Source organism: Nocardioides fonticola (genome assembly GCF_039536805.1).
Taxonomy (GTDB): Bacteria; Actinomycetota; Actinomycetes; order Propionibacteriales; family Nocardioidaceae; genus Nocardioides; species Nocardioides fonticola.
Genome location: NZ_BAAAZH010000001.1, coordinates 72,254 through 88,158, shown reverse-complemented (window position 1 = coordinate 88,158; position 15,905 = coordinate 72,254). Strand labels below are relative to the sequence as shown.

Sequence of the window (15,905 nt, the reverse complement as noted above, 5' to 3'; positions counted from 1 at the left end):
TCGCTGGACACCGGCCGGACGGGCGTCTAGGTTGACGGACTAGAACACGTTCCAGTTTCGCCGCGAGGTCGACGGGGCGTGAGACATCGCTTGCCGTCGTCCATCCGCGTCGAGAGGATCCCGCCGTGACCACCACCACGGACGTCCTCATCATCGGCGCCGGCCCCACGGGTCTCTACGCCGCCTACTACGCGGGCTTCCGCGGACACCGCGTCGCCCTCGTCGACTCCCTGCCCGAGCTCGGCGGGCAGATCACCGCGATGTACCCCGAGAAGCAGATCCTCGACGTCGCCGGCTTCCCGTCGGTCAAGGGCCGCGACCTCGTCGAGGGCCTCGTCGCGCAGGCGGCCACCGCGAAGCCCGACTACTTCCTCGACCGCACCGCGCGCGACCTCGTCGAGGACGCCGACGGCGTCACCGTGACCCTCGACGACGGCACCGAGATCCGCGCGGGCGCCGTCATCATCACCGCCGGCATCGGCAAGTTCAGTCCCCGGCCGCTCCCGGCCGGCGAGGGGTGGCTCGGCCGCGGCCTGGAGTTCTTCGTCCCGAGCTTCGCGCCGTACGCCGGCAAGGACGTCGTCATCGTGGGCGGTGGCGACAGCGCCTTCGACTGGGCGCTGCACCTCGAGCCGGTCGCCGCCTCGGTCACCCTCGTGCACCGCCGCGACGCGTTCCGCGCCCACGAGCGCACCGTCGAGGAGGTCAAGGCCTCGCGCGCTCGCATCATCACCAAGGCCGAGGTCACGGCCCTCAACGGCGGCGAGCACGTCGAGTCGGTCGACATCACCGTCGACGGCGAGACCACCACCCACCCGTGCCAGGCGGTCGTCGCCGCGCTCGGCTTCATCGCCGACCTCGGCCCGATCCAGCAGTGGGGCATCGAGGTCGAGAAGCGCCACATCGTCGTCGACACCACGATGCGCACCAATCTCTCCCGCGTCTTCGCCGCCGGCGACATCACCGAGTACCCCGGCAAGGTGCGCCTCATCGCCGTCGGCTTCGGCGAGGCCGCCACCGCCGTCAACAACGCCACCGTCGCGATCGACCCGACCGCGAAGGTGTTCCCCGGCCACTCCAGCGAAGGTTCCTGACCCCCCGTCCCCGAGGAGGACACCCATGCGGATCAAGGTCGACTTCGACCTGTGCGAGTCCAACGCCCTGTGCGAGGCGATGGCCCCCGAGGTCTTCGAGCTCGACGACGACGACTACCTGGTCGTCAAGGCGGAGGAGACCACGCCGGAGAACATCGAGTCGGTCAAGCGCGCCGTGGCGGCCTGCCCGCGCGCCGCGATCACGCTGGAGGACTGAGACCGTGGTCGACAGCCCCACCTCCCTCGACGGTCGCGTCGCGATCGTCACCGGAGCCGGTGCCGGCCTCGGCCGCGCCGAGGCCCTCGCGCTCGCCGACGCCGGCGCCCGCGTCGTCCTCAACGACCTGCCGGGTGCGGCCGACGACGCCGCCGAGGAGATCCGTTCGCGCGGCGGCGAGGCCGTCGTCGTCGAGGGCGACGTCAGCGAGCGCAGCACCGCCGACGCGATGGTGGCCGCCGCCCTCGGGCTCGGCTCGCTCGACATCGTCGTCAACAACGCCGGCATGACGCGCGACCGCATGCTCTTCAACATGTCCGACGAGGAGTGGGACGCCGTCATCCGCGTGCACCTGCGCGGGCACTTCCTGCTCTCCCGCAACGCGGCGTCCTACTGGCGCGAGCAGTCGAAGGCCACCGACGGCCCGGTGTACGGGCGCGTCATCAACACCGCCTCCGAGGCGTTCCTCGGCGGCTCGCCGGGCCAGGCCAACTACGCCGCCGCGAAGGCCGGCATCGCCGCGCTGACCCTCTCGACCGCCCGCGGCCTCGAGCGCATCGGCGTCCGCGCCAACGCGATCTGCCCGCGTGCCCGCACCGCCATGACCGCCCAGGTCTTCGGCGAGGACACCTCCGGCCAGGAGGTCGACCCCTACTCGCCCGAGCACGTGGCACCCCTGGTGGCCTACCTGGCCTCGCCGGCCGCCGAGGGCATCACCGGCCAGGTCTTCGTGGTCTACGGCGGGATGGTCGCGCTCGTCGCCGCGCCCGTCGTCGAGCAGCGCTTCGACGCCTCGGGCACCGTCTGGACCCCCGACGACCTCGACAAGCAGCTCGGCGGGTTCTTCGAGGGCCGCGAGCTCTCCCACGGCTTCGCGGCCGACTCCATCATGAAGCTGAGCGTGTGAGGACCCTGGATCGATGAGCAGCAGCACGGGCCGGCTGGCCGGCAAGGTCGCGATCGTCACCGGCGCCGCGATGGGCCAGGGCGCCGAGATCGCCCGCGCCTTCGTCGCCGAGGGCGCGCGGGTCGTCGTCGCCGACGTCGCCAAGGAGCAGGGCCAGGCGTTGGCCGACGAGCTGGGGGAGTCCGCGCACTTCGCCCACCACGACGTCAGCGACGAGGGCTCCTGGACGACGCTCGTGGCCGACACCGAGGAGCGGTTCGGCCCCATCACGGTGCTGGCCAACAACGCCGGCGTCCTGCGCTTCGGCGACATCGTCAAGGGCGACCTCGCCGACGTCGAGCTGATGTGGCGCATCAACCAGATGGGCACCTTCCTCGGCATGCGGGCCGTAGTCCCGAGCATGAAGCGCGCCGGCGGCGGCTCGATCATCAACGCCTCCTCCGTCGAGGGCCTGGCCGGCATGGCCGGCTGCACGGCGTACGCCGCCACCAAGTGGGCGATCCGCGGCATGACCAAGTGCGCGGCGATGGAGCTCGGCGGCCGCGGCATCCGGGTCAACTCCGTGCACCCCGGCATGATCGACACCCCGATGACCCGCGTGCACGGCGGCGACGCCGCGATGGAGTTCGGCGCCTCGAAGGTGCCGATGCGCCGCGTCGGCACGCCGTCCGACATCGCGCCGGTCTACGTCTTCCTCGCCAGCGACGAGTCGGGCTACATGAACGGCGCCGAGCTGGCGGTCGACGGCGGCGTCACCGCCACCCACGCCTTCGGCGGCTGAGCGGGCAGGGGAGGATCGGAGCATGGCGAACCAGCGCGGCCAGGTCGTGATGTCCGACGAGGAGGTCTGGGAGTTCCTGCACCAGCAGCGCTCCTCGACCTTCGGCACCGTCGGACCGCAGGGGCAGATCCACCTCGTCGGCATGTGGTACGCCGTCCTCGACGGCGCCATCTGGTTCGAGACCAAGACCAAGGCCCAGAAGACCCTCAACGTGCGCCGCGACCCGCGCTGCTCCTTCCTCGTCGAGGCCGGGCACACCTACGACCAGCTGCGCGGTGTCGCGATCGAGGGCGAGGCCGAGGTCATCGACGACGCCGACGTCGTCTGGGACGTGTGCGTCGCGATCTTCGAGCGCTACAACGGGCCCTACTCCGAGGAGATGCGCCCCTTCGTGGAGTTCATGGCCAAGAACCGCGCCGCGATCAAGCTGACGCCGTCCCGCATCCGCAGCTGGGACCACCGCAAGCTCGGCCTGCCCGCCATGGAGCTGGGCGGGTCGACGGCGGCGTTCGTGGAGTAGGCGGGGCCGGACGTCTGAGTCACCGGGCGCCCGGTGACTCCTGCCATTGGTCAGGCAAGTCTTGGTACCCGAACCGACAGACTCAGCTGACCAATCGGCCGCGCCGGGTCACAGATGCACCACGGGTCCCACTGGTCAGGCGAGTCTGCACCCCGGCCCGGCGCTGTCCCGCCCCGCCCCGCCCCGCCCCGGCCCTCAGTCCCGCAGCAGCAGCTTGACCGCGACCTCGATCTGGTTCGCGGTGTCGGCGGCCGAGGAGCGGCCGGTCACCCAGCCGACGAGGGCGGAGAGCCACACGTCGCCGATGACCTTGGTGATGGCGACGTCGTCCTCGCTGAGCTCGGCGCCCTCGGCCATGTCGGGGTGGATGGCGTGGCTGAGCATGCTCGTCATCGACATGCCGACGCGGTGGATCTCGGTGGCGGCGGAGGAGTCGGCGAACATGAACGCCCGCGTCAGCGCCTCGGTGAGATGCGGGTCGCCCTGGAGGCCGCGGCTGAGCAGCTTGAGGATGTTGATGACCCGCTCGGCGGCGGTGTCGCCGGGGATCGGCTTGCCGCGCATGCCGGCGTCGGCCTTCTCGAACTCCCGACCCAGCGCCGAGACCAGCAGGTGGATCTTGGAGGGGAAGTAGCGGTAGAGGGTGCCCAGGGCGACGTCGGCCTGCTCGGCGACGGCGCGCATCTGGACGGCGTCGAAGCCGCCCTCGGAGGCCAGCGCGATGGTGGCGTCGAGGATCCGCTTGCGCCGTTCGCGCTGCGCGGTGGACCCGAGCTCGTCGGCCGTCAGAGAGTTCGCGGTGCTCAAGGGGACTCCGTCCTCGCCCACAGGTGGGCCTGGCGTGTCGTGGTGCGGACTCCGGTGGCCGACCTCGGTGATTGCGCGTCTAGGCTACTGGACAGTGGTCCATAATAGGAACGCGTTCCACTTCGCGCGGTGCCTGTGCGGACGTGCCCAGCCCGACCCACCCGACCCCGGAGGCCCGACAGCGTATGCGGATCGCCCTGCTCTCCTACCGCTCCAAGCCCCACTGCGGCGGCCAGGGCATCTACATCCGGCACCTGAGCCGGGAGCTGGTGGCCCTCGGCCACTCGGTCGAGGTGTTCTCCGGGCAGCCCTACCCCGAGCTCGACGAGGGCGTGACGCTGACGAAGGTCGAGAGCCTCGACCTCTACCGCGAGCCCGACCCGTTCCGGGTGCCGAAGCTGAAGGAGTTCCGCGACCGCGTCGACGTCGAGGAGTTCGCGACCATGTGCGCGGCCGGCTTCCCCGAGCCGAAGACCTTCTCCACGCGCGTCGCGAAGCTGCTGCGTGAGCGCCGCGACGAGTTCGACATCGCCCACGACAACCAGGTGCTCGGCTACGGCATGCTCGAGATCGAGCAGTTCATGCCGCTCATCACCACGCTGCACCACCCGATCAGCTTCGACCGGCGCATCGACATCGCCGCCACCCGCAACCCGTGGCGCAAGTTCACCCTCAGCCGCTGGTACGGCTTCCTGCGCATGCAGGCGCGGGTGGCTCGCGCCGCCCGCCGCATCATGACGCCGTCGGAGACCAGCCGCCGCGACATCACCACCGACTTCGGGGTCGACCCCGCCCGCATGCAGACCATCCTGCTCGGGGTGGACGACGCCTTCGTGCCGCCGCCGGCCGACCGGCCGCGCGTGCCGGGCCGCATCATGGCGATGGCCAGCGCCGACGCTCCGATGAAGGGCATCGCCACGCTGCTCGAGGCCTTCGCGAAGCTGCGCACCGAGCGCGACGTGGAGCTGATCCTCGTCACCAAGCCCAAGCCTGGCGGACGCACCGAGCGGCTCATCGACAAGCTCGCGATCACCGACTCCGTGCGCTTCGTGCACGGGGTGAGCCAGGACGAGCTCGTCGAGCTCATGGGCTCGGCCGAGCTGGCGTGCGTGCCGTCCTTCTACGAGGGCTTCTCGCTGCCGACCGCTGAGCTGATGGCCTGCGCGACGCCGCTCATCGCCTCGCGGGCCGGCGCGATCCCGGAGGTCACCGGCCCCGACGGCCTCGCCGCCGACCTGGTCACCGCCGGCGACGTCGGCGAGCTCGAGGCCGCGATCGCCGCCCTGCTCGACGACCCCGAGCGCCGGGCCCGCATGGGCGAGGCCGGACGCCGTCGCGTCGAGGAGCTGTTCAGCTGGCGCGCCGTGGCCGCCACCGTCGCCCAGGCCTACGCCGAGGTCGTCGAGGAGTGGCACGAGCAGGGCCCGATGCCCACGGCCACCAAGCGCCAGGCGCGGCGTCTGCCCCGCCACACCGGCCGCGCCTGACCCGCACCCGCCCCCCGCACGACCCCCGCCGGACCGCCACGCAGGAGGAACACATGCTGACCGTCGACTTCGACCGCCTCGGGCTGCGCCCCGGCGACCGCGTCCTCGACATGGGCTGCGGCGCCGGCCGTCACGCGTTCGAGATGTACCGCCGCGGCGGCGACGTCATCGCCTTCGACATGGACGCCGACGAGCTCGCCGGTGTGCGCGAGCTCTTCGTGGCGATGAAGGAGGCCGGCGAGGCGCCGGTCGGCGCCGAGGCCGACATCAAGCAGGGCGACGCGCTCTCGCTGCCCTTCGCCGACGGCGAGTTCGACCGCATCGTGGCCGCCGAGGTGCTCGAGCACATCCACGACGACGTCACCGCCATCAAGGAGCTCGTGCGCGTGCTGCGTCCGGGCGGCACGCTGGCGATCTCGGTGCCGCGCTGGCTGCCGGAGGTCATCAACTGGAAGCTGTCGGCCGATTACCACAACGCCGAGGGCGGCCACATCCGCATCTACACCGACCACGAGCTCATCGACAAGGTCACCAAGGCCGGCCGCTTCAACGACGGCACGCCCGGCACCGCGATGATCTTCGAGGGCAAGGACTACGCCCACGGCCTGCACGCGCCCTACTGGTGGATCAAGTGCGCGGTCGGCGTCGAGAACGACGGCCACCCGCTGGCCAAGGCGTACCACCGGCTCCTGGTCTGGGAGATCATGAAGCAGCCGAAGGTGCTCCAGCTGGCCGGCAAGGTGCTCGACCCGATGATCGGCAAGAGCATGGTGCTCTACTTCCGCAAGCCCGAGACGGCCGGGGTCGCCGGTGCGTGAGGTGACGCGCCTGCCGTTCCTCGACGGCGTCCTGACCGCCGAGCAGGTCGCCGACACCGCCCGGGCGATCGCGGCCATGCAGGAGCCTTGCGGTGCCGTGCCGTGGACCACCGGCGAGCACGTCGACATCTGGAACCACGTCGAGGCCGCGATGGCGATGCTCGTCGGCGGTCAGGTGGAGGCCGCCGAGCGCGCCTACGCCTGGGTGCTGACGATGCAGCGCGACGACGGCTCGTGGCCGATGAAGATCGTCGCGAACACCGTCGAGGACGACCGCGGCGAGTCGAACATGTCGGCCTACTTCGCCGTGGGCCTGTGGCACCACTGGCTGCTGCGGCGCGACCTCGACTTCGTGCGCGCCCACTGGCCGGCGGTGCGCGCGGGCCTCGACTTCGTCGTCTCGCTCCAGCAGCCCTTCGGCGGCATCGCCTGGACCCCGGTCGACGACTTCTGCCTGCTCACCGGCAGTTCCAGCATCTACCACTCGCTGCGGGCGGGCGTGGCGCTGGCGGAGCTGCTCGACGAGCCGCAGCCGGAGTGGGAGCTCGCCGGCGGCCGCCTCGGCCACGCCGTGCGCGAGCACCAGGACCTCTTCGCCGACAAGTCCACCTACTCGATGGACTGGTACTACCCGGTGCTCGGCGGACCGCTGCGCGGGGACGCCGCCTTCGAGCGGCTCGCGGGCCGCTGGGACGACTTCGTCGTCCCAGGGCTGGGCATCCACTGCGTCGACACCAACCCGTGGGTCACGGGCGCGGAGACCTGCGAGCTGGCGATGGCCCTCGACGCGATCGGCGACCACCGCCGCGCGATCGCGCTGGTGCGCGACATGCAGCACCTGCGCGAGGACGACGGCCGCTACTGGACCGGCTGGGTCTACGACACCGGCCGCACCGACGAGCCGAGCGACGTGTACTGGCCGCACGAGCACACCACCTACACGGCCGCGGCGGTGATCCTCGCCGTCGACGCCCTCGGCGAGGTCGCCGGCGGCAGCACCCCGGGCTCGGGCATCATGCGCGGCACCTCGCTGGCGCCGCACTTCGCCGAGCTCGCGCTCGAGTGCGGCTGCCCCTCGGAGGCCTCAGCCGACCGGGTCCCCGGCCGTGCCTGAGGTCCGCCGCAGCACCCGCATCGAGCCGAGCGCCTCGACCTCGGTGAAGCTGCCGCCCTCCAGGGCGCGCAGGAAGACGTGGTACGGCGGCTGGCCGCCGTCCGCGGGGTCGGGGAAGACGTCGTGGATGACGAGCAACCCGCCGGGCATCACCCACGGCGCCCAACCGGTGTAGTCGTTCTGGGCGTGCTCCTCGGCGTGGCCGCCGTCGATGAAGAGCATCGAGAGCGGGGTGCGCCAGTGCGCGCTCACGGTGGTCGACTGGCCGATCACCGCGACGACGTAGGGCTCGAGGTCGGCACGCTTCAAGGTGCGCCGGAAGGTCGGCAGGGTGTCCATCTGCCCGAACTCGGGGTCGACCAGCGTGGCGTCGTGGTGCTCCCACCCGGCCTGGTTCTCCTCCGAGCCGCGGTGGTGGTCGACGGTGAAGACGACCGCCCGCGGGCCGCCGACGAGGCGGGCGGCGGCGCCGAGGTAGATCGCGGACTTGCCGCAGTAGGTGCCCACCTCGAGCGCCGGGCCGTGGGGGAGCCGTTCGAGGGCGACGCGGTGCAGCAGCTCGCCCTCGTCCTCGGGCATGAACCCCTTCGCGGCCAGGGCATGGGCGAGCCAGTCGTCAGTCACGCCGGGAGACTATAGAGTGGGCTCGCTTCTGTAACACGTTCTAGTTTTCCGCGAGTCACGAGCGAGGTCGTCCATGTCGATCGGCATCTCCGAGGAGCACGTCGAGCTCGGTGCCAGCCTGCGCAAGTGGGTGGCCAGCGTGCGCGGCATCGACGCCGCCCGCGCCGCCGAGCACGACCCGGCGGCCGCCTTCACCGAGGTGTGGCGCGCGGTCGGGGAGATGGGCGTGACCGCCATCGGCCTGGCCGAGGAGGCCGGCGGCGCCGGCGGGTCCGTGCTCGACCTCGCCGTCGCGCTGGAGGCCTGCGCCCACGAGCTGCTGCCCGGCGGGCTGCTCTCCACGGTCGTCGCCGGCCTGGTCGCCCCCGCGCTCGTCGGCGAGGTGATCGCCGAGGGCGGCGCGGTCGGCGTCCAGGTGCGCCCGGGTGGTCCGGTGTGGGACGCCGTCGGCGCCTCGCACCTGCTGCTGGCCGGCGTCGAGGGCCACGTGCTCGTGCCCGCGGACGCCGTCGCGCTGGAGCCGACCCTCGGCCTCGACCTGACCCGCCGCCACGCCCTGCTGCCCGACGGCGTCGCGGTGGCGGCCCTGACCGGTGCGGTGACCGTGCCGGGTGTCGACGCCGCGGTCGTGCAGCGCGCGGCGGTGACCCTCGCCGCCGCCGAGGCCAGCGGCATCGCGCGCTGGTGCCTGGAGACCGCAGTCGACTACGCGAAGGTGCGTGAGCAGTTCGGCCGCAAGATCGGCTCCTTCCAGGCCATCAAGCACCTCTGCGCCCAGATGCTCGAGACCGCCGAGGCCGTCACCGCGGCCGCGTGGGACGTCGCCGCGGCGGTCACGGCGGGGGAGGAGCAGTGGGCCTTCGCGGCCGACGTCGCGGCCGTCACCTGCTTCGACGGCGCGGCCGAGGTCGCGAAGTCGTGCATCCAGGTGTTCGGCGGCATCGGGTTCACCTTCGAGCACGACGCGCAGCTCTACTACCGCCGCGCGCAGGTGCTGCGCGCCCTGGCCGGCGGCTCGGACGACGCCGCCCTGCGTCTGACCGGCCGGGCCGTCGACGGGGTGCGACGCCAGCTCAGCGTCGACCTCGAGGGTCGCGACGACGCCGTCCGCCCGGCCATCGCCGCCGAGGTCGACACGATCGCCGCGCTGCCCGAGGCCGAGCGCCGGGCCGCGCTGGTGGCCACCGGCCTGCTGATGCCGCACTGGCCCACCCCGTACGGCCGGGCGGCCGACGCCGTCACCCAGCTCGTCATCGACGAGGAGTTCGCGCGTGCGGGCGTCGTCCGCCCCGACCTGGTCATCGCCGGCTGGGCGGTGCCCACCATCCTCGAGCACGGCACCGATGCCCAGCGCGAGCGGTTCGTGCGCCCCTCGCTGCTCGGCGAGCTGGTGTGGTGCCAGCTGTTCTCCGAGCCCGGCTCGGGCTCCGACCTCGCCTCGCTGCGCACCCGCGCCGAGCGGGTCGACGGCGGCTGGCGGCTGACCGGCCAGAAGGTGTGGACCTCCGTGGCCGAGCGCGCCGACTGGGGCATCTGCCTGGCGCGCACGAACCCCGACGTGCCGGCGCACCAGGGCATCACCTACTTCCTCGTCGACATGCGCAGCGAGGGCATCGACGTGCGCCCCCTGCGCGAGATGACCGGCGAGGCGCTGTTCAACGAGGTCTTCCTCGACGACGTCTTCGTGCCCGACGAGTTCGTGGTGGCCGGCGAGGGCGACGGCTGGAAGCTGGCGCGCACCACGCTCGCCAACGAGCGGGTCGCGATGGCCACCACGCGGCTGGCCACCAGCACCGAGCGTGCGGTCGAGATCGCCGCCCGCGGCGACCTCGACGTCGCCCGCACCGTGGCGGTCGGCCGCTCGGTGGCGCTGTCGACCGTGTGCTCGCTGATGGGCCTGCGCTCCACGCTGCGCTCGCTCGCCGGCCAGGGGCCGGGCGCGGAGTCGAGCGTCGCCAAGCTGCTCGGCGTCCGCAACCGCCAGGAGGGCTCCGAGCTCGTCGTCACCCTGCACGGCGACCACCTCGCCGTCCTGACCCCGAGCAAGGACCACACCGGCGGTGCGCCGCGTACCGAGGCCGAGCAGATGGCCGCCGACGTGTGGGAGATGCTCAACACCCGGTGCCTCTCCATCGCCGGCGGCACCACGCAGATCCTGCGCAACATCGCGGGCGAGCGGATCCTCGGACTGCCGCGTGGCTGAGCGCTTCGGCGTTCCTGGCATGCTGGGCGCGTGATGGCGCTGGAGCAGGGACGACGTCGGGCCGCGGTCTCCGCGCTGATCCTCGCGGGTGCGACCGCGCTGTTCGGCGGCTGCGAGCGGCAGGCGAGCGACACCACCGCCTACGGGCGGCTGGCGACCGTCGACCCGCCCTGCATCGATCGTCCGGGCGAACCGCAGGCGTGCTTCGATGCGCCGAAGGCGCAGCTGACGACCGTCGCCGAGGGCGACTGCGTCGAGGTGCGGTGGCGTCCCGCGTCGGGCGGCGGCCTGCCGCCGATCCTCTCGATCCGGCCGATCCCGCCGTCGGCGGCGAACGGCCAGTGCGACGTCGACTGACCCTGATTCCCGTCCTCGAGGGCCCTGGGACCGCCAGCATGGTGACGGCCCCGTTCGCACGCCCGCACAGGAGGACACATGGCCGGTGGAGTCCCTCGCCCTGATCCGGCAGTTGGAGCAGCCGGACGCGCGCGCTCCGGTGTGGGGGTCATCGGCGCCTATGCGCTGCTGGCGATGAGCACCCAGTTGCTGTGGCTGACCTTCGCCGCCATCACCCCCGAGAGCGCCCGCGACCTCGGCGTCTCGCAGGGGGCGGTCGGCGACCTGGCGGTCGTCAACGCCCTCATGTTCGTGGTGCTCGCGATCCCGGCCGGGCGCTGGCTCGACCGCGACTATCGAGCGACGCTGGCCGCAGGTGCCCTCTTCACCGCGCTCGGAGCCGTCGTGCGCGCGCTCGACCCGACGTCCTTCGCGGTCGTGATGGCCGGCCAGGTGATCATGTCGGTCGGCCAACCGCTCGTGCTCACGGCGACGACCAAGATCGCCGCCCGGCACGTCGGGCCCGAGCATCAGACCACGGCGATCGGGATCGCCAGCGGCGCCCAGTTCCTCGGCATCCTCGTCGCGGTGCTGACCGGTGCGCCGCTCTACGACGCCGGTGGGCTGCGGGCGGTGCTGATCGCCAACGCCGCCTTCAGCGTCGTCGCCGCGGTGGCCGTGCTGCTCTCGCTGCGGGTGCCGCCGCTCGCCGAGCCGCCGGCCGACACCGACCGGTCGATGGCCTGGCTGCGGCGCGACCCCGTGATGTGGCGGATGGCCGCGCTGCTGTTCGTGGGCTTCGGCAGCTACAACGCGCTCGCCACCTGGCTCGACTCGCTCATGACCGACTTCGGGCACCCCGGCGCCGCGGGCAACCTCATCGCCGTCATGACGCTCGCGGGCGTCGTCGGCGCCGCGGTGCTGCCCGGCTTCGTCGGCGAGCGCGACGCCCGCCGTACCCACTGCCTGGTGGCGACGGCTGCCCTCGCGGCGGTCGCGCTGGTGCTGATCGTGGCCCACGGCGTGGTGATCGGCGGCGTCCTGCTCGCCGGGCTCGGCTTCCTGCTGCTCGGCACGCTGCCCGTCGTATTGGAGTGGGCGGAGGTGCACGTCGGTCCGGCCCGGGCCGGCCGCGCTACAGCCTTCCTGCTGCTGGCCGGCAACGTCGGCGCCGTCGTCGTGGTGCTCACTGTGCAGGTCGCCATCGACCATCCGCAGCTCGCGCTCGGGGTGCTCGCCGCCTGGTCGCTGCCCGGTCTCGCGTTCGCCCTCCTGCTGCCGCGCTCGACGCCGACCAGCGCGCCGGCCGCGGTCTGAGCGCCGGTCTCCCAGCTCCGGGCCTGGATTGTGGGCCTGGACTGCGGGCCTGGACTGCGGGATCAGACCCGGGCGCGCCGCCAGGAGTTCCAGTGCCAGTGCAGGTACCGGTCGATCGCGCGCACCATGTGGGCGGAGCGGATCGAGGGGAAGACGTCGAAGGCGTGCTGGGTGCCCGGCAGCTCGGCGTAGACGACCGACCGCTTCGAGCTGCGGCGCAGCTCGGCGACGAACTGGCGGGCCTGGTCGACGCTGACGAGGGTGTCGCGCTCGCCGTGGAGCACGAAGAAGTCCGGGGCGTCTGCCGTGATGCGCAGGATCGGCGAGGCCGCCTCGAAGGCGTCGGGGTCGTCGGCGTACCGCTTCTTCAGGATGCGGGGACCCAGGAACCCGTCGCGCATCTGGCGGGCTGACTTCAGGCCGGTCGCTCCGGCGAAGTCGTAGACGCCGTAGTGCGGGACGGCGACCCGCACCGAGGTGTCGGCGTCCTCGAAGCCCGGCTGCCAGGCCGGGTCGTTCGGGGTGAGTGCCGCCAGCGCGCAGAGGTGGCCGCCGGCCGAGCCGCCGGTGATGGCGAGGTAGTCGGGGTCGCCCCCGTAGTCGGCGATGTTCTCCTTGATCCAGGCGATCGCCCGCTTCACGTCGACGATGTGCGCCGGGAACGGGTCGCGCGGGCTGAGCCGGTAGTTGATCGCCACGCACACCCAGCCCTTGGCAGCGAGGTGGTGCATGAGCGGGATGCCCTGCTGGTCCTTGTCGCCGATCGTCCAGCCGCCGCCGTGCACCTGCAGCAGCACGGGGGCGTCGTGCACGGGCTCGCCCGCGGGGAAGTAGACGTCGAGCAGGCCGCGCTTGCCGTGCTCGGGGTCGTAGGCGACGTTGCGGGCCACGCGGACGCCGTCCTTGCGCACGCGGAACGGGTAGACCAGGTCGCGCCAGGGGGTGGCGAGCTCGGCCGGCGTCGGCAGGGCGTCGAGCTGCTCGCGGTAGTCGTACCCGAGACCCTCGACGAGGGCGTCCTCGGCGACCTGCTGGGAGGCGCGCGCCTGGCGGATCAGGTGAGCCAGACCGACGGCGCTGGCACCGGCCAGCGCCAGCCCGGCACGCTCGCGGCCGGTGAGGCGCGAGGGGTGCCGCAGGTGGACGGCGACGTCGGCCGCCGTGGCCGCCAGCACCTGCGGAGCGAGCTCGCCGGTGAGCCAGCCTGCGAAGAACGCCGGGATGCCCGCACGGAAGCCCGGGACGGGCCGGATCGCGTTGGCGGTGAGGGCGGCGGTCACGACCTGGCGGCGGAGGAAACCCATGGTCGGAGACTAGTCACCCCTCTCAGATGCGCGGGCGCCGTCCATGCAGTAGAACAGGTTCTCGTTTCTCCCGTCCGTCCCCGGAGTGCCCCCATGGAACGCCTGTCCGGCCTCGACGCCAGCTTCCTCTACCTCGAGACCCCCGCGCAGCTCATGCACGTGTGCGGCCTCATCGTGCTCGACCCGGCGACCATGCCCGAGCCGTACTCCTTCGACCGCCTCCAGGCCGACATCGAACGCCACGTGCGCGACGTCCCGGCCTTCACCCGCAAGCTGCGCCGGGTGCCGCTCGGCCTCGACCACCCGATCTGGGTGCGCGACGACTCCTTCGACATCGAGCGGCACGTGCATCGCCTCGCCCTGCCGACGCCCGGCGGTCATGCCGAGCTGATGAGCCTCGCCGGCCACCTCGCCGGGCTGCTGCTCGACCGTGCACGGCCCCTGTGGGAGATGTGGGTGATCGAGGGGTACGGCGACCGCATCGCGGTGTTCATGAAGATGCACCATGCGACCGTGGACGGCGTCTCCGGCGCCAATCTCATCTCCCACCTGTGCAGCCTGAGCCCGACCGACGAGCCGCTGAAGCTCGGCGATCTGGGCGACCACGGCCGCGACGCCGGCGCGACCGAGCTGCTCGTGCGGGGCGTCGGCAGCACGCTCAAGCGGCCGGTGAAGGTGGCCCGACTGCTCAGCCCCTCGGCGTCCGCGATCGGGACGACGATCGGCCGCGCGCGCAGCGGCACCGCGATGGCCGCCCCGCTGACGGCGCCGCGCACGCCGTTCAACGGCACGATCACCGGCCACCGTGCGCTGTGCACCGTCGACCTCGATCTCGACCGCGTGCGCGCGGTGAAGTCGGCGACCGGCTCGACGGTCAACGACGTCGTCCTCACGATCGCGGGCGGGGCGCTGCGCTCCTATCTGGACGAGCACGACGCGCTGCCGGAGGAGTCGCTGCTGGCCACCGTGCCGATGTCGGTGCGCGAGACTTCGCGGCGCGCGGGCGGCTCGAACAAGGTCTCCGCGCTGTTCACCCGTCTCGGCACCGACGTGGCGGATCCGCTCGAGCGGCTCGCCGGGATGGCCGACCGCAACCGCAACGCCAAGGACCACGCCCAGGCCATTCCGGCCGACTCGCTCCAGGATTGGGCCGAGTTCGCTGCCCCTCGCACCTTCGGACTCGCGGTGCGCGCCTACGCCGGGCTGCGCCTGGCCGAGCGGCACCCGGTGGTGCACAACCTCGTCATCTCCAACGTCCCGGGCCCGCCGGTGCCGCTCTACCTGCTCGGCGCGCGCGTGGACGGGCTCTACCCGCTCGGCCCGGTCTTCCACGGCGCCGGTCTCAACATCACGGTCATGTCGAACGCCGGCCGCCTGCACGTCGGCGCCCTGGCCTGTCGCGAGACCGTGCCCGACGTCGCAGCGCTGGTGGCGCACTTCCCGGCCGAGCTGGAGTCCCTGGCCGCGGCCGCCGGCGTCTGAGGCGTCTCGGCGTCAGCCGCGCGCGATCGTGTCGGCGGTCGCGCGCAGGAACACCGGTGTGAACCGGGCGGCGTCCAGCACGCACCCGGCGTGCCCGGCCGCGACGACGTAGGGCTCCGCGCCGGGGATGCGGGTGATGAGGTGCACCTGGCGCGAGGTCGGGATGACCTTGTCGCGGGTCATCACCACCACCGAGGTCGGCACGTCGATCTCGGGCAGCCACGGGCGGGAGTGGTGGCGCCCCAGGGCGGTCAGCGCGCGCGTGACCCCCGCCGGCGTGGTCTGCCGGAACTGCGCGAGCGCCCAGGCCTCCAGGCTCCCGTCGGCAGCGGGAGACGTCTCGGTCTGGGGGGACGGCGTGCCGAGCGGCAACAGCCGGCTCGCCGCGGAGGCGGTGGTCAGGGCGCCGAAGAACAGCCGCTCGTAGGGGGTCAGCTGGAACCGGTCGGTGCTCGCCGCCAGCACGAGCCCGCGCACGCGATCGGGATGCTGGCGCCAGACCCGCTGGGCGATGATCGAGCCCATCGAGTAGCCGGCCACCACGGCGTCCTCGATGCCGAGCACGTCGAGCAGGGCGGCGACGTCGTCCGCGCAGTCCTCGAGGCGGAACTCGGCGCTGCGGATGCCGCGGCCGTGCCAGCGCTGGTCGAGGGTGATCACGCGTGCGTGGGCCCGCAGCGGCTCGATGACGGGGAACCAGGTGAGCAGGCCGGTGCAGGCCAGTGCGTGCAGCAGGACGACGGTCGGCGCGTCCGGCCCGGGGCCGGGGGAGTCGGTGACGAAGGTGCTGCCGCGGCCGGGCAGCTCGACCATCCGGCCGGCGGGGACGACGGCGTCGGGCAGGTCGACGAGCAGGCCCGCCGTGTGCGCGATGGCTGCGGAGACGACCACGGT

Annotated in this window: 16 protein-coding genes; 12 read left to right on the top strand and 4 right to left on the bottom strand. The window is 72.6% G+C overall.

Features of this window, described 5'->3' with window-relative positions:
* Positions 1 to 125: 125 nt before the first annotated feature.
* From ABD671_RS00415 to ABD671_RS00395, 5 genes are read left to right on the top strand one after another with little or no spacing between them, the layout of a single operon-like run.
* A complete protein-coding gene (locus ABD671_RS00415; RefSeq protein WP_344731205.1) occupies positions 126 to 1,094 on the top strand; it encodes an NAD(P)/FAD-dependent oxidoreductase in 969 nt (322 codons plus the stop codon).
* A 25-nt stretch (positions 1,095 to 1,119) separates the two neighbouring features.
* Positions 1,120 to 1,311: a ferredoxin gene (locus tag ABD671_RS00410; protein WP_344731204.1), complete on the top strand. Its 192-nt coding sequence runs from the start codon at positions 1,120 to 1,122 to the stop codon at positions 1,309 to 1,311.
* Between the two features lie 4 nt (positions 1,312 to 1,315).
* The gene (locus ABD671_RS00405; protein ID WP_344731202.1) at positions 1,316 to 2,218 is read left to right on the top strand and encodes a 3-oxoacyl-ACP reductase; all 903 of its coding nucleotides are present in this window, start codon (positions 1,316 to 1,318) and stop codon (positions 2,216 to 2,218) included.
* 13 nt (positions 2,219 to 2,231) lie between these two features.
* Positions 2,232 to 2,999 (top strand): glucose 1-dehydrogenase, encoded by a 768-nt coding sequence (locus ABD671_RS00400; protein WP_344731200.1) that lies wholly within the window; start codon positions 2,232 to 2,234, stop codon positions 2,997 to 2,999.
* Positions 3,000 to 3,021: 22 nt separating this feature from the next.
* Positions 3,022 to 3,519, top strand: a complete 498-nt coding sequence (locus tag ABD671_RS00395) for a pyridoxamine 5'-phosphate oxidase family protein (RefSeq protein ID WP_344731199.1) — start codon at positions 3,022 to 3,024, stop codon at positions 3,517 to 3,519.
* A 195-nt stretch (positions 3,520 to 3,714) separates the two neighbouring features.
* Here ABD671_RS00395 and ABD671_RS00390 read toward each other — a convergent pair whose 3' ends face one another.
* A complete protein-coding gene (locus ABD671_RS00390; protein ID WP_344731198.1) occupies positions 3,715 to 4,326 on the bottom strand; it encodes a TetR family transcriptional regulator in 612 nt (203 codons plus the stop codon).
* Positions 4,327 to 4,511: 185 nt separating this feature from the next.
* On the opposite strand from ABD671_RS00390, the gene ABD671_RS00385 reads away from it, so the two are divergent.
* The 3 genes from ABD671_RS00385 to ABD671_RS00375 are packed head-to-tail and all read left to right on the top strand — an operon-like array spanning position 4,512 to position 7,745.
* Positions 4,512 to 5,813, top strand: coding sequence for a glycosyltransferase family 4 protein (locus ABD671_RS00385; RefSeq protein ID WP_344731197.1), 1,302 nt, complete (start codon positions 4,512 to 4,514; stop codon positions 5,811 to 5,813).
* A gap of 53 nt (positions 5,814 to 5,866) precedes the next feature.
* Positions 5,867 to 6,631: a class I SAM-dependent methyltransferase gene (locus tag ABD671_RS00380; RefSeq protein WP_344731196.1), complete on the top strand. Its 765-nt coding sequence runs from the start codon at positions 5,867 to 5,869 to the stop codon at positions 6,629 to 6,631.
* Positions 6,624 to 7,745: a prenyltransferase/squalene oxidase repeat-containing protein gene (locus ABD671_RS00375; RefSeq protein WP_344731195.1), complete on the top strand. Its 1,122-nt coding sequence runs from the start codon at positions 6,624 to 6,626 to the stop codon at positions 7,743 to 7,745. Before ABD671_RS00380 ends, ABD671_RS00375 begins: the two co-directional genes overlap by 8 nt.
* On the opposite strand, the gene ABD671_RS00370 is transcribed toward ABD671_RS00375, so the two are convergent.
* Positions 7,716 to 8,369 carry a class I SAM-dependent methyltransferase gene (locus ABD671_RS00370; protein ID WP_344731194.1) on the bottom strand — a complete coding sequence of 218 codons (654 nt, stop codon included), beginning with the start codon at positions 8,367 to 8,369 and terminating at the stop codon, positions 7,716 to 7,718. The genes ABD671_RS00375 and ABD671_RS00370 overlap by 30 nt on opposite strands.
* A 73-nt stretch (positions 8,370 to 8,442) precedes the next feature.
* On the opposite strand from ABD671_RS00370, the gene ABD671_RS00365 reads away from it, so the two are divergent.
* From ABD671_RS00365 to ABD671_RS00355, 3 genes are all read left to right on the top strand, one after another.
* Entirely contained in the window at positions 8,443 to 10,572 is a 2,130-nt protein-coding gene (locus ABD671_RS00365; protein WP_344731193.1) for an acyl-CoA dehydrogenase family protein, read from the top strand.
* 30 nt (positions 10,573 to 10,602) lie between these two features.
* Positions 10,603 to 10,929: a hypothetical protein gene (locus ABD671_RS00360; protein WP_344731192.1), complete on the top strand. Its 327-nt coding sequence runs from the start codon at positions 10,603 to 10,605 to the stop codon at positions 10,927 to 10,929.
* Between the two features lie 78 nt (positions 10,930 to 11,007).
* Positions 11,008 to 12,225 (top strand): MFS transporter, encoded by a 1,218-nt coding sequence (locus ABD671_RS00355; protein WP_344731191.1) that lies wholly within the window; start codon positions 11,008 to 11,010, stop codon positions 12,223 to 12,225.
* A 62-nt stretch (positions 12,226 to 12,287) separates the two neighbouring features.
* On the opposite strand, the gene ABD671_RS00350 is transcribed toward ABD671_RS00355, so the two are convergent.
* Positions 12,288 to 13,529 (bottom strand): alpha/beta hydrolase fold domain-containing protein, encoded by a 1,242-nt coding sequence (locus ABD671_RS00350; protein ID WP_344731190.1) that lies wholly within the window; start codon positions 13,527 to 13,529, stop codon positions 12,288 to 12,290.
* A gap of 93 nt (positions 13,530 to 13,622) precedes the next feature.
* On the opposite strand from ABD671_RS00350, the gene ABD671_RS00345 reads away from it, so the two are divergent.
* Complete coding sequence (locus ABD671_RS00345; protein WP_344731189.1) at positions 13,623 to 15,011, top strand: WS/DGAT/MGAT family O-acyltransferase; 1,389 nt, start codon at positions 13,623 to 13,625, stop codon at positions 15,009 to 15,011.
* Between the two features lie 12 nt (positions 15,012 to 15,023).
* On the opposite strand, the gene ABD671_RS00340 is transcribed toward ABD671_RS00345, so the two are convergent.
* On the bottom strand, positions 15,024 to 15,902 hold the full coding sequence (locus ABD671_RS00340) for an alpha/beta fold hydrolase (protein ID WP_344731188.1): 879 nt from the start codon (positions 15,900 to 15,902) through the stop codon (positions 15,024 to 15,026).
* Between the last annotated feature and the right edge of the window lie 3 nt (positions 15,903 to 15,905).